At 66.4% G+C, this 25612-nt stretch carries 27 protein-coding genes; 17 read left to right on the forward strand and 10 right to left on the reverse strand.

Annotated features, from left to right (window positions below; genetic code table 11):
* The first annotated feature begins 2 nt into the window (after window positions 1-2).
* The 7 genes from bla to KAK88_RS05235 all read left to right on the forward strand — a co-directional run bounded on the left by bla (window position 3) and on the right by KAK88_RS05235 (window position 6788).
* Window positions 3-908 (forward strand): class A beta-lactamase, encoded by a 906-nt coding sequence (gene bla, locus KAK88_RS05205; protein ID WP_242078158.1) that lies wholly within the window; start codon window positions 3-5, stop codon window positions 906-908.
* A 13-nt stretch (window positions 909-921) separates the two neighbouring features.
* On the forward strand, window positions 922-3018 hold the full coding sequence (flhA, locus tag KAK88_RS05210; RefSeq protein WP_153922626.1) for a flagellar biosynthesis protein FlhA: 2097 nt from the start codon (window positions 922-924) through the stop codon (window positions 3016-3018).
* A gap of 62 nt (window positions 3019-3080) precedes the next feature.
* Entirely contained in the window at window positions 3081-4607 is a 1527-nt protein-coding gene (locus KAK88_RS05215; RefSeq protein ID WP_242078159.1) for a sensor histidine kinase, read from the forward strand.
* Complete coding sequence (locus tag KAK88_RS05220) at window positions 4604-5026, forward strand: response regulator (RefSeq protein WP_231576585.1); 423 nt, start codon at window positions 4604-4606, stop codon at window positions 5024-5026. Before KAK88_RS05215 ends, KAK88_RS05220 begins: the two co-directional genes overlap by 4 nt.
* 77 nt (window positions 5027-5103) lie before the next feature.
* Window positions 5104-6066: a histidine kinase dimerization/phosphoacceptor domain -containing protein gene (locus KAK88_RS05225; protein WP_242078160.1), complete on the forward strand. Its 963-nt coding sequence runs from the start codon at window positions 5104-5106 to the stop codon at window positions 6064-6066.
* Between the two features lie 14 nt (window positions 6067-6080).
* Window positions 6081-6524 (forward strand): NUDIX domain-containing protein, encoded by a 444-nt coding sequence (locus tag KAK88_RS05230; RefSeq protein ID WP_242078161.1) that lies wholly within the window; start codon window positions 6081-6083, stop codon window positions 6522-6524.
* 84 nt (window positions 6525-6608) lie between these two features.
* Window positions 6609-6788 carry a CsbD family protein gene (locus KAK88_RS05235; RefSeq protein ID WP_055803844.1) on the forward strand — a complete coding sequence of 60 codons (180 nt, stop codon included), beginning with the start codon at window positions 6609-6611 and terminating at the stop codon, window positions 6786-6788.
* Between the two features lie 66 nt (window positions 6789-6854).
* Here KAK88_RS05235 and KAK88_RS05240 read toward each other — a convergent pair whose 3' ends face one another.
* Genes KAK88_RS05240 through KAK88_RS05250 form a run of 3 tightly spaced genes read right to left on the reverse strand, consistent with a single transcriptional unit; the run spans window position 6855 to window position 9124 of the window.
* Complete coding sequence (locus KAK88_RS05240; RefSeq protein WP_242078162.1) at window positions 6855-7352, reverse strand: hypothetical protein; 498 nt, start codon at window positions 7350-7352, stop codon at window positions 6855-6857.
* Window positions 7353-7397: 45 nt separating this feature from the next.
* On the reverse strand, window positions 7398-8576 hold the full coding sequence (locus KAK88_RS05245) for a vWA domain-containing protein (protein WP_242078163.1): 1179 nt from the start codon (window positions 8574-8576) through the stop codon (window positions 7398-7400).
* 20 nt (window positions 8577-8596) lie between these two features.
* The gene (locus KAK88_RS05250; RefSeq protein ID WP_242078164.1) at window positions 8597-9124 is read right to left on the reverse strand and encodes a GNAT family N-acetyltransferase; all 528 of its coding nucleotides are present in this window, start codon (window positions 9122-9124) and stop codon (window positions 8597-8599) included.
* A 73-nt stretch (window positions 9125-9197) separates the two neighbouring features.
* Between KAK88_RS05250 and KAK88_RS05255 the strand changes: the two genes are divergently transcribed.
* The 5 genes from KAK88_RS05255 (at window position 9198) to dxs (ending at window position 14048) form a co-directional block, all read left to right on the forward strand.
* Window positions 9198-10118 (forward strand): histone deacetylase family protein, encoded by a 921-nt coding sequence (locus KAK88_RS05255; protein ID WP_242078165.1) that lies wholly within the window; start codon window positions 9198-9200, stop codon window positions 10116-10118.
* A gap of 41 nt (window positions 10119-10159) precedes the next feature.
* Complete coding sequence (locus tag KAK88_RS05260) at window positions 10160-10822, forward strand: histidine phosphatase family protein (protein WP_017504473.1); 663 nt, start codon at window positions 10160-10162, stop codon at window positions 10820-10822.
* Between the two features lie 48 nt (window positions 10823-10870).
* Entirely contained in the window at window positions 10871-11122 is a 252-nt protein-coding gene (locus tag KAK88_RS05265; protein ID WP_017504472.1) for an exodeoxyribonuclease VII small subunit, read from the forward strand.
* Between the two features lie 79 nt (window positions 11123-11201).
* Window positions 11202-12077, forward strand: coding sequence for a polyprenyl synthetase family protein (locus tag KAK88_RS05270; RefSeq protein ID WP_242078558.1), 876 nt, complete (start codon window positions 11202-11204; stop codon window positions 12075-12077).
* Between the two features lie 57 nt (window positions 12078-12134).
* Entirely contained in the window at window positions 12135-14048 is a 1914-nt protein-coding gene (dxs, locus tag KAK88_RS05275) for a 1-deoxy-D-xylulose-5-phosphate synthase (protein WP_242078559.1), read from the forward strand.
* 9 nt (window positions 14049-14057) lie between these two features.
* On the opposite strand, the gene gcvA is transcribed toward dxs, so the two are convergent.
* A complete protein-coding gene (gcvA, locus tag KAK88_RS05280) occupies window positions 14058-14987 on the reverse strand; it encodes a transcriptional regulator GcvA (RefSeq protein ID WP_242078166.1) in 930 nt (309 codons plus the stop codon).
* A gap of 124 nt (window positions 14988-15111) precedes the next feature.
* Between gcvA and cysG the strand changes: the two genes are divergently transcribed.
* From cysG to KAK88_RS05305, 5 genes are read left to right on the forward strand one after another with little or no spacing between them, the layout of a single operon-like run.
* Window positions 15112-16494: a siroheme synthase CysG gene (gene cysG, locus KAK88_RS05285; RefSeq protein ID WP_242078167.1), complete on the forward strand. Its 1383-nt coding sequence runs from the start codon at window positions 15112-15114 to the stop codon at window positions 16492-16494.
* Entirely contained in the window at window positions 16491-16766 is a 276-nt protein-coding gene (locus KAK88_RS05290; RefSeq protein WP_242078168.1) for a DUF2849 domain-containing protein, read from the forward strand. Before cysG ends, KAK88_RS05290 begins: the two co-directional genes overlap by 4 nt.
* A complete protein-coding gene (locus tag KAK88_RS05295; RefSeq protein WP_242078169.1) occupies window positions 16766-18433 on the forward strand; it encodes a nitrite/sulfite reductase in 1668 nt (555 codons plus the stop codon). Before KAK88_RS05290 ends, KAK88_RS05295 begins: the two co-directional genes overlap by 1 nt.
* Window positions 18420-19496, forward strand: coding sequence for a phosphoadenylyl-sulfate reductase (locus KAK88_RS05300; RefSeq protein WP_242078170.1), 1077 nt, complete (start codon window positions 18420-18422; stop codon window positions 19494-19496). The genes KAK88_RS05295 and KAK88_RS05300 overlap by 14 nt, the downstream gene beginning before the upstream one ends.
* A 36-nt stretch (window positions 19497-19532) precedes the next feature.
* On the forward strand, window positions 19533-20531 hold the full coding sequence (locus tag KAK88_RS05305; RefSeq protein WP_242078171.1) for a cysteine synthase A: 999 nt from the start codon (window positions 19533-19535) through the stop codon (window positions 20529-20531).
* A 10-nt stretch (window positions 20532-20541) separates the two neighbouring features.
* Here the strand turns inward: KAK88_RS05305 and KAK88_RS05310 are convergent, their stop codons facing one another.
* From KAK88_RS05310 to flgG, 6 genes are all read right to left on the reverse strand, one after another.
* Window positions 20542-22329, reverse strand: a complete 1788-nt coding sequence (locus KAK88_RS05310) for a DUF885 domain-containing protein (protein ID WP_242078172.1) — start codon at window positions 22327-22329, stop codon at window positions 20542-20544.
* Window positions 22330-22379: 50 nt separating this feature from the next.
* On the reverse strand, window positions 22380-22880 hold the full coding sequence (locus tag KAK88_RS05315) for a hypothetical protein (protein WP_242078173.1): 501 nt from the start codon (window positions 22878-22880) through the stop codon (window positions 22380-22382).
* Between the two features lie 11 nt (window positions 22881-22891).
* The gene (locus tag KAK88_RS05320; RefSeq protein ID WP_242078174.1) at window positions 22892-23320 is read right to left on the reverse strand and encodes a hypothetical protein; all 429 of its coding nucleotides are present in this window, start codon (window positions 23318-23320) and stop codon (window positions 22892-22894) included.
* Window positions 23321-23462: 142 nt separating this feature from the next.
* Window positions 23463-24185: a flagellar basal body L-ring protein FlgH gene (gene flgH / locus KAK88_RS05325; protein WP_055803887.1), complete on the reverse strand. Its 723-nt coding sequence runs from the start codon at window positions 24183-24185 to the stop codon at window positions 23463-23465.
* Between the two features lie 12 nt (window positions 24186-24197).
* Entirely contained in the window at window positions 24198-24812 is a 615-nt protein-coding gene (locus tag KAK88_RS05330; RefSeq protein ID WP_242078175.1) for a flagella basal body P-ring formation protein FlgA, read from the reverse strand.
* A 4-nt stretch (window positions 24813-24816) separates the two neighbouring features.
* Window positions 24817-25605, reverse strand: coding sequence for a flagellar basal-body rod protein FlgG (flgG, locus tag KAK88_RS05335; RefSeq protein ID WP_174085936.1), 789 nt, complete (start codon window positions 25603-25605; stop codon window positions 24817-24819).
* Between the last annotated feature and the right edge of the window lie 7 nt (window positions 25606-25612).

A 25612-nucleotide genomic window follows, 5' to 3' on the forward strand; every position in this document is an offset into this window, starting at 1 on the left:
CCATGCGCGCACCCGTGGAGCGCCGACGCGTCCTGACGGGGTTGGCCGCCTTGAGCGCGGTCGCCTGTTCGCCGCGCGCGGAATCACGCCCTGCGGCGCCCGCCCCTGTGTCAGACGAGGTCATTGACCTGTCGGACCTTGAAACGCGCAATGGCGGTCGTCTCGGCTTCGTCGTTCAGGACGCGGCGACAGGGCGAAAGCTGGTTTGGCGCGGCGACGAACGCTTCGTCTATTGCTCGACCTTCAAGATGTATCTGGCCGCCGCCACGCTTTTGCGGGTGCAGGCCGGGCAAGAGCGCTTGGATCGCCGCATCCCGATCACGGCGGCTGACATGATCAACCACGCTCCGGTCACCGAGCCCGCCGTCGGCTCCAGCCTGACGGTCGAGCAGTTGCTGAAGGGCGCGGTGGAGGTCAGCGACAACCCCGCCGCCAATCTGTTGCTGAAGGCCATGGGCGGGCCGTCGGCGATGCAGACCTTCTATCGCGGCATCGGCGACGACAGCACTCGCTCGGACCGTTTCGAGCCGGAGATGAATCGTCTGGACGGCGACAAGGATACGATCCTTCCCAACCAGTCGGTCGCCAATCTCCAGCGTCTTTTTCTGGATCCCGCCTCGCCCCTGACCGCAGCGTCACGCGCCCTGTTGCTGCAATGGATGACCGATACGCCCACGGGTCAGAATCGTCTTAGGACTGGGGCGCCTGCGGATTGGCGGGTAGCGCACAAGACGGGGACGGGAGGCTATGGGCCGACCAATGACATCGGCCTGTTGTATCCGCCGAACGGCCAACCCGTGATTGTCGCCGCCTATTACCATGCGACTGGGGCGACGTCGGACGACGCCAATGCGGCCGTGATCGCCGAGGCGACGCGTCGCGCACTGAAGGTCTTGGGTCGTGGCTGATGCGCCGATCCTGATGAAGGACGGCATGGCGCGCCCTACGGGACGCGACGTGATCGGCTGGCTGAACCGCGGCGAAGTGCTGATGGCGGTCGGCGTGATCGGCGTGATCATGCTGCTGATCCTGCCGGTGCCCAAGTTTCTGCTGGATCTGCTGCTGGCCTTCTCGCTGGTGTCCAGCGTGCTGATCCTGATGACCGCAGTGATGATGAAGCGGCCGCTGGACTTCGCCATCTTCCCGACGGTGTTGCTGGTCTCGACCTTGTTCCGTCTCGGTCTGAACCTGGCCTCCACGCGCCTGATCCTGACCCACGGCCAGGAAGGTCACGATGCGGCCGGTCAGGTCATCAACGCCTTCGGCCAGCTGATGATGGGCGGCAACTTCATCATCGGGGTGATCATCTTTGCGATCATTCTGGTGGTGAACTTCGTCGTCATCACCAAGGGTTCGACCCGGATTGCCGAAGTGTCCGCCCGCTTCACCTTGGACTCCATGCCGGGCAAGCAGATGGCCATCGACGCCGATCTGTCGTCGGGCCTGATCACCGAGGACCAGGCCAAGCTGCGTCGCAAGGAGCTGGAGCAGGAATCGACCTTCTTCGGCGCCATGGACGGCGCCTCCAAGTTCGTGCGTGGCGACGCCGTCGCCGGGCTGATCATCACCTTCATCAACGCCATCGGCGGCATACTGATCGGCACGCTACAACACGGCATGCCGGCGATGGAGGCCGCCAACACCTATGTCCAACTGACCATCGGCGATGGTCTGGTGACTCAGGTGCCGGCCATCATCATCTCGATCGCCGCGGGCTTCCTGGTGTCCAAGGCCGGCGTCGAAGGCACGGCGGACAAGGCGATGGTGACGCAGCTGGCGACCAATCCCGTGTCGCTGGGCGTGGTGTCGGGCGCCGCCGGTCTGATCGGTCTGATCCCCGGCATGCCGCTGATCCCGTTCGCGGCCCTGGCCATCGGCTCGGGCTTCATGGCCTGGCGGCTGGGCCGCAATCGCTTGAAGCCTCAGCCGACAGAGGCGGAGATCGCGGCGGCGGCTGCGGCCGCAAAACCCAAGGAAGACGTCGAAGAGCCAATCGCCAACGTGCTCACCATCGACGAGGTGAAGATCGAACTCGGCTATTCGCTGCTCAGCCTGATCAACGATCTTGAAGGGCGCCGCCTGACCGACCAAATCCGCGCGCTGCGCCGATCGCTGGCCCAGGAATACGGCTTCGTCATTCCCCAGGTGCGCATCCTCGATAACATGCGCCTGCCGACCCAGGGTTACGCCATCCGCATCAAGGAGATGGAGACGGGGGCGGGCGAGGTGCGGCTGGGCCACCTGATGGCGATGGATCCGGCCGGTCGCCAGGTCGAACTTCCGGGCGAGCATATGCGCGAACCCGCCTTCGGCCTGCCGGCGACCTGGATCGAGGAAGGTCTGCGCGAGGAGGCGACGTTCCGGGGCTATACGTTGGTCGATCCGTCGACGGTCCTGACGACCCATCTGACCGAGATCCTGAAAGACAATATGGCCGATCTGCTGTCCTACGCAGAGGTGCAGAAGCTGCTGAAGGAACTGGGCGCCGAAGAGAAGAAGCTGGTCGAGGAACTGGTGCCCAGCGTGGTCACCGTCACGACGCTGCAGCGGGTGTTGCAGTCTCTCCTGCGCGAGAAGGTGTCGATCCGCGACCTGCCGGCGATCCTGGAAGGCCTGGCCGAGGCCGCGCCGCACAGCTCCAGCGTCACGACCCTGGTCGAACACGTTCGTGCGCGCCTGGGCCGCCAGCTGTGCTGGCAGAACAAGGACGGCGAAGGGGCCCTGCCCATCGTCACCCTGTCGCCGGAATGGGAAAACGCCTTCGCCGAAAGCTTGATCGGCAATGGCGAGGACAAGCAGCTGGCCATGGCGCCGTCCCGCCTCCAGGACTTCATCCGCGCCGTGCGCGACACCTTCGAGCGGATCGCCATGACGGGCGAGAATCCGGTGCTGCTGACTGGCCCGATGACGCGGCCCTATGTGCGATCGATCATCGAACGTTTCCGCGGCCAGACCGTCGTGATGAGCCAAAATGAAATCCATCCCAAGGCCCGGCTGCGGACCCTGGGCCAGGTCTGATCCCGCCGACTTGGCAGTTTGGCGTTTGACGCGACGACGCGCCCCGCTAAAGCTCCGCCGTCATGAGTCCGAACCCCCGATCCCAATGGTCGCGCCTGCGCGACTTCATGCGTACGCCGTCGTTGGCCCGGTCCATGTCGGCGATGCTGGTCCTTGTGTTCGGGCTGTTGATCCTGGTCAATGCGACGACGTTCGTGATGATCCAGCGCACGGCGTCGGTGAATCAGACCATTGAACACGCCCAGCAGATGCGCCGGGCGGCGCGCACGACCCTGATCGCCATGCTGAACGCCGAGACGGCCCAACGCGGTTTCCTGTTGACCGGGCGCAGCGACTTCCTCGAACCCTATCGCAAGGCGCAGGCGGACATGGCGCCGGCCTTGGCCTTCCTGGATGAGGGGGCGGCGCTTGACCCGACCCTGAAGGCGACCGTCGACCCCATTCATCGCCTAGCCGATCGCAAATGGGCGGAGATGGAGCGCACCGTGTTGCTGGCCCAGCAGGGACGGATTGGTCAGTCGATCCAGTCCGTGCGCTCGGGCGAGGGCAAGCGCTATATGGACGAGCTGCGCGCGGCTATCGACACGTTCGACGCACTGAAATCCAGACGGATCGAGGATCGACGCATCGCCTCGGAGCGGTCCGGGGTTCTGACGGTGGCCATGAACGCCATAGCGGGGCTTCTGGTCATCATTCTGGCCTTGCTGTCGGCTTGGCTTGTGCGGCGTTATGTGGCCGAGATTCAGGCGGCTCGCGCGACGCTCGACGCCGCCAACGCCAGCCTGGAGGACAAGGTTCGCGAGCGCACCGGCGACCTGATGCGCGCCAACGAAGAGATTCAGCGCTTCGCCTATATCGTCAGTCATGACCTGCGTGCGCCGCTGGTCAACGTCATGGGCTACACCTCCGAACTGGAGCAGGCGGGCAAGATCGTCGACAAGGCGATATACGAGGCCGAGAAGACGCGCGTGGTCGATCCCGAGATCGTCACCGCCGTGCGCGAGGAAATGCCCGAGGCCATCGGCTTCATCCGCGCCTCGACCGAGAAGATGGACCGGCTGATCAACGCCATCCTGAAGCTGTCGCGTGAGGGGCGTCGCAACCTGCTTCCAGAGCCGCTGGACATGACGACGATGGCTCAGAACATCGCCAACAGTGTCCATCACCAAACCGAAGCCTCAGGGGCGCGCATCGAGGTGCAGTCGCTGCCGGAGATCGAGAGCGATCGCATTTCGATGGAGCAGATCGTCGGCAATCTGATCGACAACGCCGTCAAATATCTGGATCACGACCGCCCGGGCGAGATTGTCGTATCGGGCGAGGACGTGCCGGGCGGCTGGGTCGTCTACCGGATCGCGGACAACGGCCGGGGCATCGCCCCGCGCGACCACGAGCGGATCTTCGAACTCTTCCGCCGCTCCGGAAAGCAGGACCGTTCCGGCGAAGGTTTGGGGCTGGCGTTCGTCAGAAACAGCGTGCGCCGCCTGGGCGGCACCATCGACGTGGAGTCCGAGCTGGGTAAAGGCTCGACTTTCCTGCTCAAATTCCCCAAACGACTGATCCTGTCTGAACCCGGAGGCGCGCTGTGACGCAACCCGTCAAAATCATCATGGTCGAAGACGACCACGGCCACGCCAAACTGATCGAAAAGAACATCCGCCGGGCCAACATCAACAACGAGATCAAGCATTTCGACGACGGCGGTTCGGCGCTCGATTATCTGTTCAGCGATGAAATCCTGACCAATGGTCCGCTGCTCATCCTGCTGGACCTCAACTTGCCGGATATGTCGGGCACGGACATTCTGGAGAAGGTGAAGGCCAACGAGCGCCTTCGCCGCGCGCCGGTGGTGGTGCTGACGACGACCGACGACAAGGTCGAGATCCAGCGCTGCTACGATCTGGGCTGCAACGTCTACATCACCAAGCCGGTGGACTATGAATCCTTCGCCGGCGCCATCCGTCAGCTGGGCCTGTTCCTGTCGGTGATCCAGGCGCCGGAGATCTGACGATCGACGCGTCCCAGCCCATTCGCCTGCTCTACATCGACGATGATCGGGGTCTGTCCCGACTGGTCGAAAAGGAGTTGGGGCGTCACGGCTATGCCGTCACCTGCGCGCCGGACGGCGATGCGGGGCTGGAGCTGTTGCAGCAGCATGACTACGACGTCTGCGCGCTGGACCACTATATGCCGACGCGAGACGGGCTGGACGTCCTGCCGGACATCCTGGCCCTGACCACGTCGCCCCCGGTCGTCTATGTGACGGGTGCGCAGGATGGGCGGATCGCGGTTGCGGCCCTGCGCGCGGGCGCGGCGGATTATGTCATCAAGGACGTGTCCGAAGACTTCACCTCCCTGCTGCGCTCGGCCCTGGAAGACGCTCTGCTGCGTCGCCGGCTGGAGCGCGAAAACGAACTGGCGCAGGAAGAAATCCGCCTGGCGCGGGATCGCGCCGAGGCCATGCTGCGCGAGGTCAACCACCGGGTCGGCAACTCGCTGCAGCTGGTGTCCAGCTTCATGTCGCTGCAGATGCGCCACGTCACTGATCAGGGGGCCAAGGACGCGCTACGCGAGTCCCAGGCGCGGATCGAGGCCGTCGCCCATGTTCACCGCCGGCTCTATACGTCGGGCGACATGAGCACGGTCGCCATGGACGAGTATCTGGTCGGGCTGATGGACGAGCTGTCAAAGTCCATCGGACCGGACGAAGGATCACCCAAACTGACGCTCGACGCCGAGCCTCTGTCGGTCACCACCGATCAGGCCGTGTCCATCGGCGTAATCGTCACCGAGCTGGTCACCAACGCCGTCAAATACGCCTATGCGCCGGGGCAAGGAGGCGAGATTCGCATCCATCTGCGTCGCGAAAGCGAGCATCGCGTGATGCTGACGGTGGAGGACGACGGCCCCGGCATGGGTGACGGCACGCCCAAGGGGACGGGGCTCGGCGCCAAGATCATTTCCGCAATGGCTTCTGGTCTGCGGTCGGCGGTCGAGTTCGATGGCGCCCACGCGGGTGTGCGCGCCAGGTTGTCGTTCGACCTCTAGGGTCAGCTTTCATCATGTTGCAGTTCGGCGTTCGCAAACCCGCTTCGGATTATCGTCACCGCGCCACCGCGTTCGGCATTGTCGAGCGTGACGGCCTGATCGCCTGTGTGCGCGTCGAGCGCGAGACCGGTCCCTATTTCGACCTGCCCGGCGGCGGCGTGGATATGGAGGAGACCGAAGTTCAGGCCCTGATCCGCGAGTTCGTCGAGGAAACCGGCCTGACGGTCACGCCGCTGAACCGCATCGCCGAGGCCAGCCAGTATTTCGTGCGGTCCACGCGCGAGCCGGTGAACAACGTCGGCGGCTTCTGGACGGCGACGGTGGCGGCCGAAAATCCCGATGCGAAATGCGAGAACGATCACACGCTGGTGTGGCTGGATCCGACCTTCGCCATCTCGCGCTTGCGACACGATTCCCACGCCTGGGCTGTCGCCGTCTGGCTGCGCCGTCCAAGCTGAGCCTTACGGAACGGGCCCTTGGCGAAGTCGTTTGTTTTCGGAACCGCAACGTTACGTCGCGGCGATGAAAATTAGGAGATTTCCATGGCTGACCATGACCGTATCGAAGGCGCCGCCAAGAACATCGGTGGCAAGATTAAAGAAGGCGTCGGCAAGGTGACCGGGGACACCAAGATGCAGGCCGAAGGCAAGGCCGATCAGGTCGAAGGCAAGGTCCAAAATACTGTCGGCGGCGTCAAAGACAGCCTGCGCGACAAGGCCTAAGCTTCCCTAGAATGCGCGAAGATGCAAAGCGCCGTCCGCGAAAGCGGGCGGCGCTTTTCTGTCCTATCAGTCCTTGTCGCCCCACAGGGTCAGGGATAGCCCCTTCTTGTCGGCGCCATCGACCGGGCGGCACTCAGAGCTGAACCCGCCCCCGACCGGACGCGGACGACAATCCATTTCGCGCAGGCTCGAGGGCGCGGCCGCCGTGCGTGACTGCGGGCCGCACTGAACGGCGTAGTCCGAACCCCCGGCGCTGGCCCGGATCATCTGGCAGTCGCCGGCCATGCCGCTGGGGCGCAGAGCTTCCGGCAGGTCCGGTCCCATGGCGATGGCGAGTTGTTCGCGCACCTCGGTCTGGCATTCGGCCATGGACGTCTGGCCGCGCACCAGCGGACTGCACCGTGCGCGCTCGAAGCCGAACGGATCGGCCAGGCCCCAGGCAGGCACATTGTGCTCGGGCGGCGGCGCTGGCGTTTCGACGACCGCCTCCGGCGCGGGCGCATCCCACACGACGGTCGGCGCAGTCTGTTGGAGGATAAGCAAGGCGAAGGCGGCGGCGATCATGGTCGGACCCTTCGTAAAGGTTCAGGCGGTTCGCCCGAACGTCCTCTACCTTGTCAGGGCGCGCATCGCCTTGTCGAGGCCTTCGAGCGTCAGCGGGAACATCCGCTGCTCCATCACCTCACGCAACAGGCCGACGGAGGCAGTATAGTCCCAGTACCGCTCCTGAACCGGATTCAGCCAGACCGACTTCTCCCACTGTTGGCGCGCCCGCTTCATCCAGACGGCGCCGGCTTCCTCGTTCCAGTGCTCGACGGAGCCGCCGGGCATGGTGATCTCATAGGGGCTCATCGTCGCATCGCCGACGAAGATGGCGCGCCAGTCGCCGGGGTATTTGTGAAGCAGATCCCACGTCGGGATCCGCTCGGTGTGCCGGCGGCGATTGTCCTTCCAGACGCCTTCGTACAGGCAGTTGTGGAAGTAGAAGAACTCCAGGTTCTTGAACTCGGTCTTGGCCGCCGAGAACAGCTCTTCAACCAGCTTGATGTGACCGTCCATCGAGCCGCCGATGTCAAAGAACAGCAGCACCTTGATCGTATTGCGTCGCTCGGGCCGCATCTGAATGTCCAGCCAGCCCTGACGCGCGGTGCCGTCGATGGTGCCGTCGATATCCAGTTCGTCCGGCGCGCCCTGTCGGGCGAACCGGCGCAGACGACGCAGCGCCACCTTGATGTTGCGGGTGCCCAGTTCGACCGTGTCGTCCAGGTTTTTGAACTCGCGCTTTTCCCACACCTTGACCGCCCGGCCATGCTTGCCCGGACCGCCGATTCGAACGCCTTCGGGATTATAGCCGCCGTGTCCAAAGGGGCTGGTTCCGCCCGTGCCGATCCATTTCGAGCCGCCGGAGTGACGCTCCTTCTGCTCTTCCAGGCGCTGCTTCAGCGTCTCCATCAGCTTGTCGAACCCGCCCAAGGCCTCGATCTGAGCCTTCTCCTCGGCGGTCAAATATTTTTCGTTCAGCAGCCGCAGCCAGTCCTCGGGAAGGTCGGTGCTCAGGTCTTCGCCCGACCCGACCGACTCGACGCCCTTGAACACCGTGCCGAACACCTGATCGAACCGATCATAATGTTTCTCGTCCTTGACCAGGGCCGCGCGCGACAAGTGATAAAAGGCCTCGACCTCCCGCCCCGCCACGTCGCGATCCATGGCCTCCATCAGATGGAGCCATTCCTTCATCGACACCGGAACCTTGGCGTCGCGCAGGGCGGTGAAGAAGGGCAGGAGCATGAGAGGGATGTGAACCCGGATCAGTCGCGCCGCAAGATGAACTCGTGGTCGCGCCAGGCGCCGACGGGATAGTCGTATTCTCCCGCCTTCTCGAAGCCATAGGCGGCGTAGAGGCGCTGGGCCTTGTCGTTGCCGCTCCAGACGCCGATCCAAAGCGGTCCGTCCGTGTGGGTTTGCATCCAGTCCAGAGACAGCTTCAGCAGTCGGGTTCCCAGCCCCAGACCTTGCGCCGCCTTTGACACATAGAGCCGGCGCAGTTCCATGTGCGACGATCGAGCCTCGGGGTGGGGCAGACCATTGGGGCCGGCGTTGGCGAAGGCCAGCAGTTCGCCTTCGCGCTCAGCCACCCACCAGGCGCAGTCGGGCTCCGCCAACTTCTTCAACGTCGGTTCCAGATCGAAACTGGCGTCCAGAAACGCGTGCAGATCAGCTTCAGGGTAAGGAATGCCGAATCCCTCGACAAAGGTGTCGATAAAGGTCTGACGCCCCAGGGCGCCCAGGGCGGCTGCGTCTTCCGGGCGGGCAGGGCGGATCACGATCTCGGTCATGCGTCGGCTGTAGCGCGCGCCTTGGTGCGCGTCACGGGCGACAAGTCCAAAAGCCCGGCGTATCGTCGCTTCAATGTCCCTGCCGATCTTCACACATCCCTCCATGCTGTCCCACACGCCGGGCGCGGGCCATCCCGAAAGTCCCGAGCGGCTCAAGGCGGTTCTGGATGCTCTGGAAGATGCAGGCCTGGCCTGCGACCGGCGCGCCGCGACCCAGGCCGAGGTTGCGGATCTGGAGCGGGTGCATCCCGCGGCCTATGTCGCACGCCTGCTGGACGCCTCGCCGGTCGAAGGCATGGTCCAACTGGATGCCGACACCGTCCTGTCAGCCGGCAGCGTGCCTGCGGCGAGGCTGGCGGCGGGGGCGACGATCGATGCGGTGCGAGCCGTGGCGCGGGGCGAGATGGATCGCGCCTTCGCCGCCGTGCGCCCGCCGGGCCACCACGCCGAGCCGGATCGCGCGATGGGATTCTGCCTGTTTTCCTCCGTCGCCGTCGCGGCGCGCGCGGCTCAGGCCGAAGGGATGGCGCGGGTGGCGGTGGTCGATTTCGACGTTCACCACGGCAATGGCACCCAGGCGGCGTTCGAAGACGACGACAGCCTGTTCCTGGCCTCCATCCACCAAATGCCGCTCTATCCCGGCACGGGCGCGGCGTCCGAGACGGGCGTCGGCAATATCGTCAACGCCCCGGTGGCGCCCCATGCGGCGCGCGAGAACTGGCGCGCCACCTTCGCCGGCGGATTGATGCCGGCGCTGGAATCGTTCCGGCCGGACCTGATCCTGATCTCGGCCGGTTTCGACGCCCACCGGCGCGATCCGCTGGCGCATCAGTCGCTGGAGGCCGAGGATTTCGCCTGGGCGACGCGTGCGATTCTGGAGGTCGCGCGCCGGACCTGTTCGGGCAAGGTTGTGTCGGCGCTTGAGGGCGGTTACGACCTTGAAGGACTAGGCCGCTCTGCGGTCGCCCACGTCGTTGCGCTCGGGGAGGACTGAGGACGCTTAACGCCTTGAAACCAAAGGCCCGTCCGTTTGTCATGTCAGCCCCCGCTCTGTCCCTCGATTCGACCGAACCGTCCGTGTCCCCGCCTGACGCCGCGCCATCTGTCGGCGCGCTTGTCGCTGTCCGTCCCGGCGCCATCATACTGACGCGTCACGGCGAGCCGGCCCTGTCGCGCAAATGCCTGATCTCGGCGCGCCAGTACGGCGACTGGTGGGCGAAGTATGAGATCGGCGGCCTGCTGGCCGGTCAAACGCCGCCGCCCGAACTGGTCGCGGCGGCGCAGGGCGCTGGAGCCATTTACGCCTCGACCCGTCAGCGCGCTCAGGAAACCGCCGCTGCGGTCGCCGCCGGGCGCGAGGTCATGGCCGACGTCATGTTCATCGAGGCGCCCCTGCCGCCGCCGCCGATTCCGGAATGGATCAAGCTGTCGCCCAAATGGTGGGGCGTGGTGTCGCGCTTCTGGTGGCACGCCTTTGATCACCACGGCGGCCAGGAAACCCGCGCTCAGGCCGAGGCGCGGGCCGATCAGGCGGCGCAGAAGCTGATTGCGCGCGCCGAAGGCGGGCAGGACGTGCTGGTTTTCGCCCACGGCTATTTCAACCACATGGTCGGCCGGGCGCTGAAGGCCGACGGCTGGAAACTGGTCCAGAACCAGGGCTTCAAATACTGGTCGCAGCGTCGCTACGAGAAGCGATAGCCGCTTCTGGCGTTGATGCGCCCCGCGCGCGCCTCTAGGGTCCGCGCCATGACCGATACCGCCGCCGCCATCCCCGCCGATCTCAGCTTCGAAGACGCCCTGAAGCGCCTGGAGACCATCGTGTCTCGCCTGGAATCCGGCCAGGCGCCGCTGGAGGAATCGATCGCTCTCTATGAAGAGGGCGCCAAGCTGAAGGCCCACTGCGAGGCGCGGCTGAAGGCGGCTCAATTGCGTGTTGAAAAGATCGTGGTCGGCCCCGACGGCCAGGCCAAGGGCGTCGAGGCGGCGTCCTTCGAATGATCCCTGCATCGTCTTCGAGCCTGGTCTGGAGCCGGTTCTCGTGAACCGCGTCATCGCCGCGAACTCGCCGGAACAGGCGGTGATCGATCGCGTGGCCGAGGTCGCGGATCTGGTCACGGTCGCGCTGGATGAACTGCTGCCGCGCGCCGAGGGCCCCGAATCCCGTCTGACCGAGGCGATGCGCTATGCAGCGCTGGGCCCTGGCAAACGCTTGCGGCCGTTCTTCGCGCTGGAGGCCGCACGCCTGTTCGACATCGATGAGCGGTCGGTGCTCCGCGCCGCCTGCGCTTTGGAATGCGTGCACGCCTACAGCCTGGTTCACGACGACCTGCCGTGCATGGACGACGACGACGTGCGCCGGGGGCGGCCGACCGTTCATCGGGCCTATGACGAGGCGACGGCGGTGCTGGCCGGCGATGCGCTGCAGACGGCCGCCTTCGACATCATCCTGCATGACGACACCCATGAGGATGCGGCCGTGCGCTGCGAACTGGCGGCGCGGCTGTCGCTGGCGTCCGGCGCGCGGGGCATGGCGGGCGGTCAGATGATCGATCTGCTGGGCGTGCGCGACGATCTGGGCGGGGTGGCGCGGATGCAGCGATTGAAAACCGGCGCCCTGTTCGCCTACGCCTTCGAAATCCCGCTGATCATCGCCGACGCCTCTGCCCAACACCGCCATGCTCTGATCAGCTTCGCCCACGACGTCGGCCTGGCCTATCAGATCGTCGACGACCTGCTGGACGCCGAAGGCTCAGCCGAGGAAATGGGCAAGGCGGCGGGGGGCAAGGACGCGGCTCTCGGCAAAACCAACTTCGTCACCCTGCTGGGTCTGGAGGCGGCGCGGCAAAGGGTCGCGCATCTCGCAAACCAGGCCCAGTCGCATCTGGAGCCGTTCGGCGACGAGGCCGAAATCCTCAGGGCCAGCGTGGACTTTGTGCTAAAGCGCCGGTCCTGATACGAAACGTTGAACCGACCTGCGGGTTGATCGACCAGACTTTCCAAGGTTTTACGGCTGATGCCCGACACCCCGCTACTCGACACCGTCAAGACGCCCGCCGACACGCGGGACTTCGATATCGCCCAGCTGAAACAGCTGGCGCAGGAGGTGCGGGCCGAAACGATCGACGCCGTGTCCGTCACCGGCGGCCATCTGGGGGCGGGTCTGGGCGTGGTCGAACTGACCACGGCGCTGCACCATGTGTTCGAGACGCCCAAGGACGTTCTGATCTGGGACGTCGGGCATCAGTGCTATCCGCACAAGATCCTGACCGGGCGGCGCGACCGCATCCGCACCCTGCGTCAGGGCGGCGGCCTGTCGGGCTTCACCAAGCGCAGCGAGAGCGAATACGATCCGTTCGGCGCGGCGCACGCCTCGACCTCCATCAGCGCCGCCCTGGGCTTCGCCGCCGCGCGCGATCAGAAGGGCGAGAAGAACCGCGTCGTGGCAGTCATCGGCGACGGCTCCATGTCGGCCGGCATGGCCTATGAGGCGATGAACAACGCCGCCGAGGCGACCAGCGGCCAGCTGATGGTCATCCTGAACGACAACGATATGTCGATCGCGCCGCCGGTTGGCGGGATGAGCGCCTATTTGGCCGGCCTTGTGTCGGGCGGCGCCTATCAGAACGTCCGCCGCCTAGGCAAGACGGTGGCCCAGCACCTGCCGCGCCCGTTCCGCAAGGCGGCCAAGAAGGCCGAGGAATACGCTCGCGGCATGGTCACCGGCGGCACCTTCTTCGAGGAGTTGGGCTTCTATTACGTCGGTCCGATCGACGGCCACGACATGGACAATCTGGTGCCGATCCTGAAGAAGGCGGCCGCCATCGAGGACCGCCCGGTGCTGGTCCACGTCGTGACGCAGAAGGGCAAGGGCTACGCCCCCGCCGAAAGCAGCGCCGACAAACTGCATGCGGTCGTCAAGTTCGACGTGGTCTCGGGCAAGCAGGCCAAGGCCATCTCCAATGCGCCCAGCTACACCAAGGTGTTCGGGACCGAGCTGATCAAACACGCCAAGGTCGATCCGTCGATCGTGGCGATCACGGCGGCCATGCCGTCGGGCACAGGTCTGGACCTGTTCGGCCAGGCCTTCCCCGAGCGGACCTATGACGTCGGCATCGCCGAACAGCATGCGGTGACCTTCGCGGCCGGGCTGGCGGCGGACGGGATGAAGCCGGTCTGCGCCATCTATTCGACCTTCCTTCAGCGCGGCTACGATCAGGTCGTCCACGACGTGGCGATCCAGTCGCTGCCGGTGCGCTTCGCCATGGACCGGGCGGGTCTTGTCGGATCGGACGGCGCGACGCACGCCGGATCGTTCGACATCGGCTTTATGGGCGCGCTGCCCGGCATGGTGCTGATGGCCGCCGCCGACGAGGCCGAACTGGCGGCGATGATCTCGACCAGCCTAGCCATCGACGACCGGCCCAGCGCCTTCCGCTATCCGCGCGGCGACGGCGTGGGCGTGGAGATCCCGGAACTGGCCGCGCCGCTGGAGATCGGCAAGGGCCGTATCGTGCGCGAGGGGACCTCTGTCGCCATCCTCAGCCTGGGCACGCGTCTGCAAGAATCGTTGAAGGCGGCGGACATGCTGGCCGCCAAGGGCGTGTCGGCGACGGTGGCGGACGCCCGGTTCGCCAAGCCGCTGGACGCCGATCTAATCCTGCGTCTGGCGCGCGAGCACGAGGCCCTGATCACGGTCGAAGAAGGCGCCATGGGCGGCTTCGGCGCCTTCGTGCTGCAACTGCTGGCCGAAAAGGGTGCGCTGGACGGCGGGCTCAAGATCCGCACCCTGAACCTGCCCGACGTCTTCCAGGACCAGGATGCGCCCATGGCCATGTACGCCCAAGCCGGCCTGAACGCCGAACACATCACCGCCGCCGCGCTTCAGGCCCTGGGCGTGTCCGCCAGTCAGGCCGTCAGAGCCTAAATTTCGGGCCTAGAGTTGGCCCATGGTGTTGTCGTGATCCACGGCTTGCTTCTTTAGCCAGCCGACGAAGGCGGTGGCGCTGGGTGAGGGCGGGCGGTCGCGGGGCTGGACGACGTAATAGGCGAAGCCGACCGCTTCCGAGCCATCGGGAAAGGGCGCGACCAGACGGCCGGACGCCAGGTCCGCCTGGGCCAGGGTGCGTTTGGCCAGGGCTACGCCGCGCCCCGATATGGCGGCTTCGATCAACAGACCCGACTGGTTGAAACGCGAGCCGCGACGCGGGTCGGGGTGACGAATGCCGCGCGCCTTCAGCCACATCGCCCAGTCGGGGCGGCTGGGGTCGCCGTCGTTGGACATGTCGTGCAGCAGGGTGTGGCCGATCAGGTCGGCGGGTTTGCGGATCGGCTTGTCGCCATCTATCAGCGAGGGGGCGCAGACCGGCAGCACCGTCTCGGTCATCAGCCGATCGACCGTCAGGCCGGGATAGTCGCCGGGACCGTAGCGTACCGCCAGATCGACCTTGCCCTCGCTCAGGTCCGCCGGCTCCATGTCGGCCGAGATCCACAGTTCAATCTCGGGATGGGCGGTGTGGAAGTCGTCCATACGCGGCATCAGCCATTTGGAGGCGAAACCGGGCGCGACGCTGATCGACACCTGTTTGCGACGCGGCGGTTCGCGTAACAGGGCCGAGGCGTCCATCAGCCGCTCGAACCCCTCGCGCAGCAGCGGCACGGACGAGCGGCCGAGATCGGTCAGTTGAAGCCCGCGCGCCTCGCGTACAAACAGCGGCCCGCCGACGATGTCTTCCAACAGGCGGATCTGCTGGCTGACCGCGCCGGGCGTCACCGACAGTTCGTCGGCGGCGCGCGAAAAGTTCAGGTGACGCGCAGCGGCCTCGAAGGCGCGCAGGGCGTTAAGCGGGAGCAGGGATCGGACCATCGCGGATAGAAATCCTATCAGCGAGGCAAAGGCAATCTGGTTTGCGGCTCTGGACCCGGAAGACGAAGGTTCGCGCCCTGCCGTCGTCCCTGTTTCCTCTCCCGACGGCCCAGAAAGCAAGACGATGCGTGTATTCCTCGCCTCCATTCCGCTGGAGGCCGCAAAGATCGTGATCATCGGCGGCGGCGAGCCGGCGCTGGCCAAGCTGCGACTGTTCCTGAACACGCCGGCCGAGGTGGTATGGTTCGCGCCCGACGGCGCGCCTCCCAAGATCGAGACGCCGTTGACGGCGCCGGAGCCGGTGCTGCGTTCGCCAGAGGCTGACGACTTGGCGGGCGCACGGCTGGTGTTCATGGCGCTGGACGACGCGGACGAACTTGCGCGGCTGGGCACCCTGGCTCGGGCGGCGGGGGCCCAGGTCAATGTGGTGGACAAGCCGCATCTGAGCGACTTCCAGACTCCGGCCCTGATCGATCGCGACGAGGTGGTGATCGGCGTCGCGACCGGCGGATCGGCGCCCATCCTGGCGCGGGACATCCGCACCGCCATCGAAGGCGTGCTGCCGGCAGGCCTGGCCAATGTGGGCCGGATGGCGCGCGAGTTGCGTGATACGGTCAAGGCCAGCGTGCCGGACTTCATGGCGCGCCGTCGCTTCTGGGAAAAGGCCTTCCGGGGATCGGCCGCGACCCTGGCGGCGGAAGGTCGGACGGCCGAGGCGCGGCGTGAGATGCTGCGCCTGCTGAATGTCGCCACGCCGGAACAGGGGATGGTCCACATCGTCGGCGCGGGGCCGGGCGATCCGGAGTTGCTGACCCTGAAGGCGCTTCGCGTATTGCAGGACGCTGACGTCATCATCCACGACCGACTGGTGCCCGAGGCGGTGCTGGAGCGGGCGCGGCGCGACGCCAAACGCTTGTATGTCGGCAAGGCGCGCGGCGACCATTCGGTGCCGCAGGATCAGATCGAGGCCCTGATGATCGAGGAAGCCCGCGCCGGCCACCGGGTCGTGCGGCTGAAGGGCGGCGATCCCTTCGTCTTCGGTCGCGGCGGCGAGGAGTTGGACGCCATGCGGGCGGCGGGGGTGCCGGTCTTCGTGGTGCCCGGGGTGACGGCGGCCCTGGCCTGCGCGGCCTCCGCGGGCATACCTCTGACCCATCGCGACCACGCCCAGGCCGTGACCTTCGTGACAGCCCAGGCCAAGCCGGGCGGCGTCGACGCGGATTGGACGAAGCTGGCCGGCCCCAACCACACCCTGGCCATCTACATGGGGTCGGATCGGGCCGACGAGACGGCTGCGCGACTGATCGCGGCGGGGCGCTCGCCGTCGACGCCCGTCGCCATCGTCGAGAACGGCAGCCGCCCGGATGAGCGGGTTCTGACCGGGCGCCTGGATGGGCTGGGTGCCCTGGTGCGCGGCGCCGACCTGACCGGTCCGGCCCTGTTGTTCGTCGGCGAGACGGCGGCCTTCTCGGCGTCGGTCGAGACGCGGACGGAGGCGGCGGCGTGAAGATCGTGACCGCAAACCGCCTGTCGGACGGCCGCGTCATCTATGCGGGCGTCGACAACCAGCCGGTCGATCACATCGATCAGGCTTCGGTGCTGGACGAGACGGCGGCCGAGGTCGTGCTGGCTGACGTCGCCGGGCGGCCAGACGTCTTCGTGAATCCTTATCTGTTCGACGTTCAGGATCACACGCCGTTGGGCCGCGATCGGCTGAAGGAGCGCATCCGCTCGGCCGGGCCGACCGTTGGTCACAGCGTCGTCGGAGGCGTGGGCTGATGTATCGCTATGACGAGTTCGACCATGCCCTGGTGCGTGAACGGGTCGATGAGTTTTCTGATCAGGTGGCGCGCCGCGCGTCAGGCGCCCTGACCGAGGATGAGTTCAAGCCGCTGCGGCTGATGAACGGCGTCTATCTGCAATTGCACGCCTATATGCTGCGCGTCGCCATTCCTTACGGGGTCATGAGCAGTCGTCAGATGCGTCGGCTGGCTCATATCGCGCGGACCTATGACAAGGGCTACGGCCACTTCACTACCCGCTGCAACATCCAGTACAACTGGCCGGCCCTGACCGACCTGCCGGCGATCCTCAGTGATCTGGCCGATGTCGAGATGCACGCCATCCAGACCTCGGGCAACTGCATCCGCAACACCACGACCGACGTCTTCGCCGGCGCCGCCGATGACGAGATCGAGGATCCGCGCCCCTGGTGCGAGATTATCCGCCAGTGGTCGACCATCCACCCGGAGTTCAGTTTCCTGCCGCGCAAGTTCAAGATCGCGGTGATCGGGGCCGAGAAGGATCGGGCGGCGATCCGCACCCACGACGTCGGCCTGCAGATCGTAAAGGGTGAAGACGGTGGAACGGCCTTCCGCGTCTTCGTCGGCGGCGGGCAGGGGCGTCTGCCCCATATCGGTCAGGAGATCGCCTCGGCGGTCCCGGCGGCGGACCTTCTGGCCTATCTAACCGCCATCCTGCGGGCCTGGAACCTGCTGGGGCGGCGCGACAACATCCACAAGGCGCGGATCAAGATCTTGGTCGCGTCGCTAGGCATCGAGGCCTTCCGTGAGGAGGTGGACAAACACTACGCCACCCTGCGCCGGGAGGACTTGCGGATACCGGAAGATGAGGCCGCGCGTATCCAGGCCTACTTCGCCCCGCCGCTGTTCGAGACTCTGCCCAAAGTGAGCGGCGCGTTCGACCGCGCCCTGTTGGCCGATCCGGACTTCGCCCGGTTTGCGCGCAACAACGTCCGTCGTCATCGCCAGCCGGGTTACGCCTCGGTGGTGGTGTCGCTGAAGCCGGTCGGCGGGGTGCCGGGCGACATCACGGCGGACCAGATGGACGCGGTGGCGGACCTGGCCGAGCGCTATTCGTTCGACGAACTGCGCGCCGCCTATGAGCAGAACCTGGTCCTGCCCCATGTGAAGCTGGACGATGTGCCGACGGTCTGGCGGGCGTTGCGCGAGGCGGGGCTGGCCACGGCCAACGCCGATCTGGCGACCGACGTGATCGCCTGCCCGGGCCTGGACTATTGCAGCCTGGCCAACGCCCGCTCGATCCCGGTGGCCCAGGCCCTGTCCAAGCGTTTGGCGGACATGGACTATCAGGAGACGCTGGGGCCGGTCCGCATCAACATGAGCGGCTGCATCAACGCCTGCGGCCACCACCACGTCGGCCACATCGGCGTGCTGGGCGTCGATCGCAAGGGCGAGGAATACTATCAGATTACCGTCGGCGGTTCGCCCGACGAACAGGCGGCGCTGGGCGACATTGTCGGCAAGAGCCTGCCGGCAGACGAGGTTGCGCCTGCCATTCAGCGGACCCTGGACCGCTATCTGCAAATCCGCACGGACGGCGAGCGGTTCATCGACACGGTGCGCCGCGTCGGTCCCGATCCCTTCCGCGACGCCATATATGAGACGCTCGATGCAACGGCTTGAGGGCATACAGAACGGGCTGCGCCTGTCGGTGACGACCCCGCTGGAGGAGGTCGAGGCCGCCGCCGCGAGCGAAGACACGCTGGTGCTTGAGTTCGACGCCTTCCGCGACGGACGCGGCTTCTCGCTGGCGGCGGTGTTGCGAGAGCGAGGTTACGCCGGGCGTCTGATCGCGGCGGGCAAGGTGCTGCCGGATCAGGCGCGACACCTGCGGCGTTCGGGCTTCGACGCGGTGGAGCTGGCCGAGGGGGCGGATACAGCGGCCTGGGACCGGATGGATCAGGTGTTCAGCGCCGCCTATCAGCCCGCCGTCGATCCTGCGCCGACGATCTGGCAGCGTCGGCGCGAGGCGTCGAACGACCGCGACCTGGACGCCCTGGCCGATCGGCTGAACCGCGAGACGGAGGGCAAGGACGCGTCCGAGATCGTGAAGGCGGCGCTGGATCCGGCGCTCGGCCTGCGAGTCGGCGCCATCTCGTCGTTCGGGGCCGAGTCCGCCGCCCTGCTGGACATCATCGCTGGCGAGGACAAGGCCGTGCCGGTGATATTTCTGGAGACGGGCCAGCATTTCCTCCAGACCCTGTCCTATCGCACCCAACTGACCAAGGCGCTGGGGCTGGCCGACGTGCGGCTGATCACGCCGGATGCGGGCGAGAAGGCGACGCTGGATGCGCGCGACGACCTGTGGAAGACTGATGCGGACGCCTGCTGCGATCTGAGGAAGGTGCGCCCGCTGGCGCGGGCGACCGCCGGGTTCAATGCGCTTATCACCGGGCGCAAACGCTATCAGGCCGCGACGCGGGCCACGCTGAAGCCGTTCGAGGTGTTGGACGGGGTGCTGCGGATCAATCCGCTGGCGATCTGGGACGGCGACGACGTCGAGGCCTGGCTGGAGGAGAACGATCTGCCGCGTCACCCGCTTGTCGAACAGGGCTACCGATCCATCGGCTGCTGGCCCTGCACCCGCGCGGTCCAGGACGGCGAGGATGCACGCGCCGGACGTTGGTCGGGCATGGACAAGGTCGAGTGCGGCATCCACTTAGGGCAACGCCAGGCCGCCGCCTGATCCGCCCTGTTTCGACCTTCGCCTGAAAGCCTGACCTTGTCCGCTACGTCATCCGTCATCGACCTGATCGGCAATACGCCGCTGGTGCGCCTGAACCGCCTGTCCGATGCGACGGGCTGCGAAATCCTGGGCAAGGCCGAGTTTCTGAATCCCGGTGGGTCGATCAAGGACCGCGCCGCCCTGTCGATCATGCAGGGCGCGCGGGCGTCGGGCGCGCTGAAACCCGGCGGGACGATCGTCGAGGGCACGGCCGGCAACACCGGCATCGGCCTGGCCCTGGTCGGGGCCGCCTTGGGGCATCCGGTCGTCATCGTCATTCCGCGCACCCAGTCGGAAGAGAAGAAATCCGCGATCCGTTCGCTGGGCGCACGGCTGGTCGAGGTGGACGCCGCGCCCTTTTCCAGCCCGAACCATTTCGTCCACTATTCCGGGCGTCTGGCCGCCGAGCTGAACGACAGCGAAGAGGCCGGCGCCATCTGGGCCAATCAGTTCGACAACACCGCCAACCGCGAGGCCCACTACAACACGACCGGCCCCGAAATCTGGACGCAGACAAACGGTCAGGTCGACGCCTTCGTCTCGGCCGTCGGCTCGGGCGGCACCATCGCCGGCGTCGGCGCCTATCTGCGCGAACAGAAGCCGGATGTGACCATCGCCCTGGCCGACCCAGCGGGCGCGGCCATGTTCAACTGGTTCACCAAGGGCGAGATGACGGGCGAGGGATCGTCGATCACCGAGGGGATCGGCGTGGCCCGCATCACCGGCAATCTGGAGGGCTTCAAGCCCGACTACGCCTATCGGATCGAGGACGCGGAGTTCCTGCCGATCCTGTTCGACCTGGTGAAGCACGAAGGTTTATCGCTGGGCGGATCGGCGGGGGTGAACATCGCCGGCGCGGTGCGGCTGGCGCGCGAGCTTGGGCCGGGCAAGACCATCGTCACCTGCCTGTGCGATCCCGGCTCGCGCTATGCCTCCAAGCTGTTCAACCCGGAATTCCTGCGGTCGAAGGGATTGCCGGAACCGGACTGGGCATAAGCCGCACAGCCTATTTCGCCTTCTGCTCCGCGATCCAGGCGTCCATCCGCTGGTCCAGCAGCGCCAGCGGCAGCGGGCCTTCGACCAGCAGGGCGTCGTGGAAGGTGCGGACGTTGAACTTCGGCCCCAACTCCCGTTCGGCCCGCACGCGGATTTCGCGCAGGCGGATTTCGCCGATCTTGTAGGCCGTGGCCTGGCCTGGCCAGCCGATATAGCGCTGAAGTTCGGTCTCGATGTTGTGAGGCGCGAGCGCCGAGTTGTCGCGGAAACAGGCGCGGGCCTGTTCCTCGGTCCAACCCATCCAGTGCAGGCCGGTGTCCGCGACCAGTCGGCAGGCGCGCCACATTTCATAGGACAGCCGGCCGAACCGTTCGTAAGGCGTGCGGTAGAAGCCCATCTCCTCGCCCAGATATTCGGCATAAAGGCCCCAGCCCTCAGTATAGGCGCTGACATTGGCCTGGCGACGGAAATAGGGTTGGCCGGGCGCCTCCTGTTGCAAGGCGATCTGGAGATGGTGGCCGGGAACGGCCTCATGCAGGGTCAGAGCGGGCAGTTCGTACAGCGGACGCTGATCCAGCTTGGACGTGTTGACGATGTAGTGGGCGGCGACGCCATTTTGCATCGAACCGCCGTTGTAGCGGCCGGTGGTGTAGTTTTCCTCGATCTGCGGCGGTACGGGCTGCACGTCGTAGGTCAGCCGGGGCAGGGTGGCGAACAGAGGGGGCAGGCCGCCATCCGCACGCTTCGCCATTTCCGACGCCTGCTGCAACAGAGCCTCGCGGCTGATCGCATAGAACTGAGGATCGGTGCGCAGGAAGTTCAGGAAGCCGGCGAAGTCGCCGGTCCAGCCCGACGCCTTCATCTCCACATCCATGCGGGCGCGGATGCGCGCGACCTCGTCCAGACCGATCTGATGGATCTGGTCCGGCGTCAGGTCGGTCGTAGTGTGGCCGCGCACCAGAAAGGCGTAGAGTGCCTTGCCGCCGGGCCGATTGCCGATGCCCGGCTGGACCGGCGCCTTGGGCAGATAGTCGCTCTCGAGGAAGGCCAGCCAGGCCCGGCGCGCGGGAATGATCGTTCCCGAAACCGCCGCCGTCGCCGCTGCGGTCAGGCGATCCTTATCCGCCTGAGACACGGTCGAGGGCAGGGTCGCCAAGGGTTTCAGCAGCGGCTCGGCGTCCGGCTTGATCGCCACATCGTTTCGCGCCAGCGTCAGCGCGCTTTCGGTCACTGATCGCGCCTGGACCAAGCCGGTATCCAGGCCGCGCCGGGCATTGGCGGTCGTCTGGGCGTAAATTTGGCCGAAGCCCCGGACACGCTTGATATAGGCCTCGGCCTCCGCGACCGAGTTCAGCCGCGTGCTGCCGCCGACGTAGAGCGCCCAGGTTCCGGGGCCGCCTTCGGAGTCAAACGCCAGGCGGCTGGTGTCGTAGTCCAACCCTTCCAGGCTGCGGTTAAGCGTGTAGAGCAGGAAGGCGTGGTTGATGCCGCCGGCGTGGGAAAGACTTGCCGGGGCGATGGCCGTCAGCCGCCGCACGAACCCTTCCAGCGGCGCGCGCTGGGCCAGTTCGAACTCTTGCGACAGGTCAGGCACCCGGCCCATCGCCTCCACATCACCCTCTCCGCTGGCCGAGATCGGATCGACCGACTTTAGATAGGTCTCGTAGTCGGCGATGACGGCGTTCAGCGCGGCGTCTGCCGGGGCGGTTGCGACGGCGGCGGGCGGCGTCTGCGCGACGGCCGCAATCGGCGATGCAGCCGCAAGTATGGCTGCGATAGCCAGATAAGAAATCTTCATGACGCCCCCTCCTGTCAGGAGAGGCACGCAAGCCGAGCAGAGCCGATGCGTCAACCGCAGACGGTGAAGAACCGCTCGATTTGCACCTTTGCGGCGGGATGGGCGGCGTAGACGTGACGTTCGTCGTCAGCCCAGGCGGCGATCCAGCCCAAACGGCGGAAGCGCTGGAAGACCGGATCCTTGGTCTTGGCCTGCGCCGTCAGCAGTTCACCGTCATGCACGACGGCTGGTTCAGACGCGGCGCGATAGCGCTCGGTGTCGCCGCCGGATTCCAGATAGATTTCGCGGCCCGGCTTGTCGCTGGCGGCCGTCAGTTCCAGTGTGCTGGACCCGGCCTGACAGGCCAGCTTCAGCTTGACCTCGTCGCTGTTGGCGACGCCGTAGGCCAGCATGGCCTCCTGTCCATCGGTGTTCAGAAACCAGTCGTAACCGGACGTGGGCGCGGGCGCAGATGCAGTCGCCGCAGAGCCGGCTGCGGGCATTGGGGCCTGGGTCGCGCAAGCCGCAAGGGCCGAGACGGCGATCAAGGCTGATATCGATCGAAGACGCATGCGTGAGTTTCTCAACCGGCGCAGCGATCGGCGAAGCGACGCAGCTTGGCCATGTGCGGACGTTCGACGGTGATCGTGCTGGTGTCGTCGCCGACGGCGATCGTCATCCGGCCGTTCGACACGAAGGCGGAAAAGGCGGGATGTTCGACGGGGATCGCCGTCTCCAGCTTGCCGCCACGCCCGACGCGCGCCTCGCTGGTCGCCGTCGACCCGCCCGAGGTGATGCGGGCAAAGCCGGCGGACGCATCCCCGCCATAGACCGCGACCGAGACGGCGCCCGAACCCGGCAGGCATTGCAGCGTGGCGCGCAGGCTGGCGGTGTCGGGGATGTCGTTGGCCAGCACCATCGGTCCTTCGCCTTCGTACAGGCTCCAGGTCCAGCCTGCACCGGGCGCAGTCTGTATCGCGGCCGCCATCAGGGCGGAGAGTATCAGCATCATGTGTCAGCCCCCGCCGACGACGCGCAGCGCCGCGTCGCCGTCAATGTCGTCAGACGCGGCTGTGACCGCAAGAGATCGGACGACCGCATTTCCCTTGAACGCGGTTATCCGTCAGCAGTTCAACTCGCAGGGTCAGCGCGCGTCAGAACGGGCTGAAGCGTTCCGCCAGCGCCTGACCGACGGGCGGGGCCTGGACGCGGCTGACGTCGCCGCGACCGCCGTAGGAGATGCGCGCCTCGGCGATCTGGGTGTGGTTGATGGCGTTGGCCGATGAGATGTCCTCGGGGCGGACGATGCCGGCGACGGTCAGTTCGCGGACCTCGCGGTTGGTGCGCACTTCCTGCCGACCCTGGATCACCAGATTGCCGTTGGCCAGGACGTCGGTGACGACGGCGGCGATGGTCAGCGACACCTTTTCGGCGCGGGTGACCGAACCATTGCCCGACGACTTCAGATCGCCTTCCATGCCGACCATCTTCGATGGATCGAAGCCGCCGGGGAAGGCCCGGCCCAGGCTGCTTTCTAGGCCGAACAGGTTGCTGACGCCGGCGTTGATCTCGTTGGAGCGCGAGCGCTGGGTCGAGTTCTGGGTCTGGGCGCGATCGTCGATGTCGATCTTGACCGTCAGGATGTCGCCGATGTGGCGCGCGCGCTGGTCGCCGAAGAAGGTTCGGGCGCCCGTGCGCCACAGGCTGTTGGCGCTGGCCGGCGCGGTCTCGCGCGCGGGCAGATAGGCCTGCTGCGCTGGGATCAGCGCGGCGGGATAGCCGATGGGGGCCAGTTCTGGACCGCGCACCGTTTCGGCGACGGTCGAGCAGGCGGCGAGCGGGGCGAGGGCGGCGAGGATCAGGACGGCTTTACGCATGACTTGGATTCCCTAGCGGGCGGCGAACTGTTGGGGATTGGCGCGGGCCATGTCGGCGCCGGGGCCGGCGATGGCCTGGCCGGGACCGGAGGCGACCGCGTCGATGACGCGATTGGAGGTGGTGTTCATGATGGCGACCGGTTCGCCCAGACCGGCGCTGCGCATGGCCTTGCCCATGACGGCCAGGTTCACGCCGCCGACCTGATAGGTGACGCGCACCATATCGTTGCGGGCGATGACCTGCGGCGCGGCTCCGGGGCGATAGGCGGCGCGGGCGATAGGTTGGGCAGCCTGGACGGCTTCCGTTGGCACGGCCTCGGCCACGGTTTGAACGGGTCCGGCCGAACGGCGCACGGCGACGCGGCGCAGGCCATTGGGATTGCTCCAGTCCAGACCGGCTTGGCGCGCCTGGGCCTGAAGCTGACCGGCGTCCAGCACGACCGAGGGACCGACGCGCTCCGCGACGGCGACATTGGCCGCAGCGCCCGCGCCCTCGAAGATATCGCCCAGGGTGACGCGACCGTCGTCGTCCACGGGGTTGGCGCGCAGCACGACGGGGTTGGCGAGGGCGGCGCCGGCGAAGGCGTTGACGGCGGCGGCGAGCAGCAGGGAACGGATCACGGTCATGGCCCTAGCCCTTCACTTGCGAGGCGACGGACAGCATCTGGTCGGCGGTGCTGATGACCTTGGAGTTCATCTCATAGGCGCGCTGCGCCACGATCAGAGCGCTGATCTCCGCCACCGCATCGACGTTCGACGCCTCGGTGTACGACTGCATGATCTGGCCATAGCCAGCGTCGCCGGGCGTGCCGACGATCGCCGGACCGGACGCGGCGGTTTCTAGCAGCAGGTTATCGCCGATGGCTTCCAGACCCGCCTCGTTGAAGAAGCTGGCCAGTTCGATCTGCCCGACCGTGGTCGGGGCGGGCTGTCCGGCCTGGGTCACCTGAACCAGACCGGTCTTGGAGATCGACACCTTGGTCGCATCCTGCGGAATGGTGATCGCCGGCTCCAGCAGATAGCCGTCGTCGGTCACCATCTGACCTTCCGGATTGACCTGCAGATTGCCGGCGCGGGTGTAGGCCTTTTCGCCCGAGGGCAGGCTGATCTGGAAATAGCCCTTGCCGTCGATGGCCATGTCGTAAGGGTTGCCGGTCATCTGCGGCGTGCCCTGCTCGGTAACGCGATAGACGGCCCCCGCCTTGACGCCCGCGCCGATCTGGATGCCGGTCGGAACCACGGTGCCGGAGGCCGAGGACTGGGCCCCCATGCGTTCGACGTTCTGATAGAGCAGGTCCTGGAACTCGGCGCGCTGCTTCTTGAAGCCCACCGTGTTCATGTTGGCGATGTTGTTGGAGATGACCTCCACGTTCAGCTGCTGGGCGGCCATGCCCGAGGCTGCGGTGCGAAGTGCGCGCATCTTGAGG

Origin of the sequence: Brevundimonas diminuta (assembly GCF_022654015.1) — a bacterium.
GTDB lineage: Bacteria > Pseudomonadota > Alphaproteobacteria > Caulobacterales > Caulobacteraceae > Brevundimonas > Brevundimonas diminuta_C.

Excerpts from the sequence above, each read along its gene's own strand:
- bla (WP_242078158.1), top strand. The coding sequence starts at position 3 with ATGCGCGCACCCGTGGAGCGCCGACGCGTCCTGACGGGGTTGGCCGCC.
- flhA (WP_153922626.1), top strand. The coding sequence starts at position 922 with ATGAAGGACGGCATGGCGCGCCCTACGGGACGCGACGTGATCGGCTGG.
- KAK88_RS05215 (WP_242078159.1), top strand. The coding sequence starts at position 3,081 with ATGAGTCCGAACCCCCGATCCCAATGGTCGCGCCTGCGCGACTTCATG.
- KAK88_RS05230 (WP_242078161.1), top strand. The coding sequence starts at position 6,081 with ATGTTGCAGTTCGGCGTTCGCAAACCCGCTTCGGATTATCGTCACCGC.
- KAK88_RS05235 (WP_055803844.1), top strand. The coding sequence starts at position 6,609 with ATGGCTGACCATGACCGTATCGAAGGCGCCGCCAAGAACATCGGTGGC.
- KAK88_RS05240 (WP_242078162.1), bottom strand. The coding sequence starts at position 7,352 with ATGATCGCCGCCGCCTTCGCCTTGCTTATCCTCCAACAGACTGCGCCG.
- KAK88_RS05245 (WP_242078163.1), bottom strand. The coding sequence starts at position 8,576 with ATGCTCCTGCCCTTCTTCACCGCCCTGCGCGACGCCAAGGTTCCGGTG.
- KAK88_RS05250 (WP_242078164.1), bottom strand. The coding sequence starts at position 9,124 with ATGACCGAGATCGTGATCCGCCCTGCCCGCCCGGAAGACGCAGCCGCC.
- KAK88_RS05255 (WP_242078165.1), top strand. The coding sequence starts at position 9,198 with ATGTCCCTGCCGATCTTCACACATCCCTCCATGCTGTCCCACACGCCG.
- KAK88_RS05260 (WP_017504473.1), top strand. The coding sequence starts at position 10,160 with ATGTCAGCCCCCGCTCTGTCCCTCGATTCGACCGAACCGTCCGTGTCC.
- KAK88_RS05265 (WP_017504472.1), top strand. The coding sequence starts at position 10,871 with ATGACCGATACCGCCGCCGCCATCCCCGCCGATCTCAGCTTCGAAGAC.
- gcvA (WP_242078166.1), bottom strand. The coding sequence starts at position 14,987 with ATGGTCCGATCCCTGCTCCCGCTTAACGCCCTGCGCGCCTTCGAGGCC.
- cysG (WP_242078167.1), top strand. The coding sequence starts at position 15,112 with ATGCGTGTATTCCTCGCCTCCATTCCGCTGGAGGCCGCAAAGATCGTG.
- KAK88_RS05295 (WP_242078169.1), top strand. The coding sequence starts at position 16,766 with ATGTATCGCTATGACGAGTTCGACCATGCCCTGGTGCGTGAACGGGTC.
- KAK88_RS05300 (WP_242078170.1), top strand. The coding sequence starts at position 18,420 with ATGCAACGGCTTGAGGGCATACAGAACGGGCTGCGCCTGTCGGTGACG.
- KAK88_RS05310 (WP_242078172.1), bottom strand. The coding sequence starts at position 22,329 with ATGAAGATTTCTTATCTGGCTATCGCAGCCATACTTGCGGCTGCATCG.
- KAK88_RS05315 (WP_242078173.1), bottom strand. The coding sequence starts at position 22,880 with ATGCGTCTTCGATCGATATCAGCCTTGATCGCCGTCTCGGCCCTTGCG.
- KAK88_RS05320 (WP_242078174.1), bottom strand. The coding sequence starts at position 23,320 with ATGATGCTGATACTCTCCGCCCTGATGGCGGCCGCGATACAGACTGCG.
- flgH (WP_055803887.1), bottom strand. The coding sequence starts at position 24,185 with ATGCGTAAAGCCGTCCTGATCCTCGCCGCCCTCGCCCCGCTCGCCGCC.
- KAK88_RS05330 (WP_242078175.1), bottom strand. The coding sequence starts at position 24,812 with ATGACCGTGATCCGTTCCCTGCTGCTCGCCGCCGCCGTCAACGCCTTC.
- flgG (WP_174085936.1), bottom strand. The coding sequence starts at position 25,605 with ATGCGCGCACTTCGCACCGCAGCCTCGGGCATGGCCGCCCAGCAGCTG.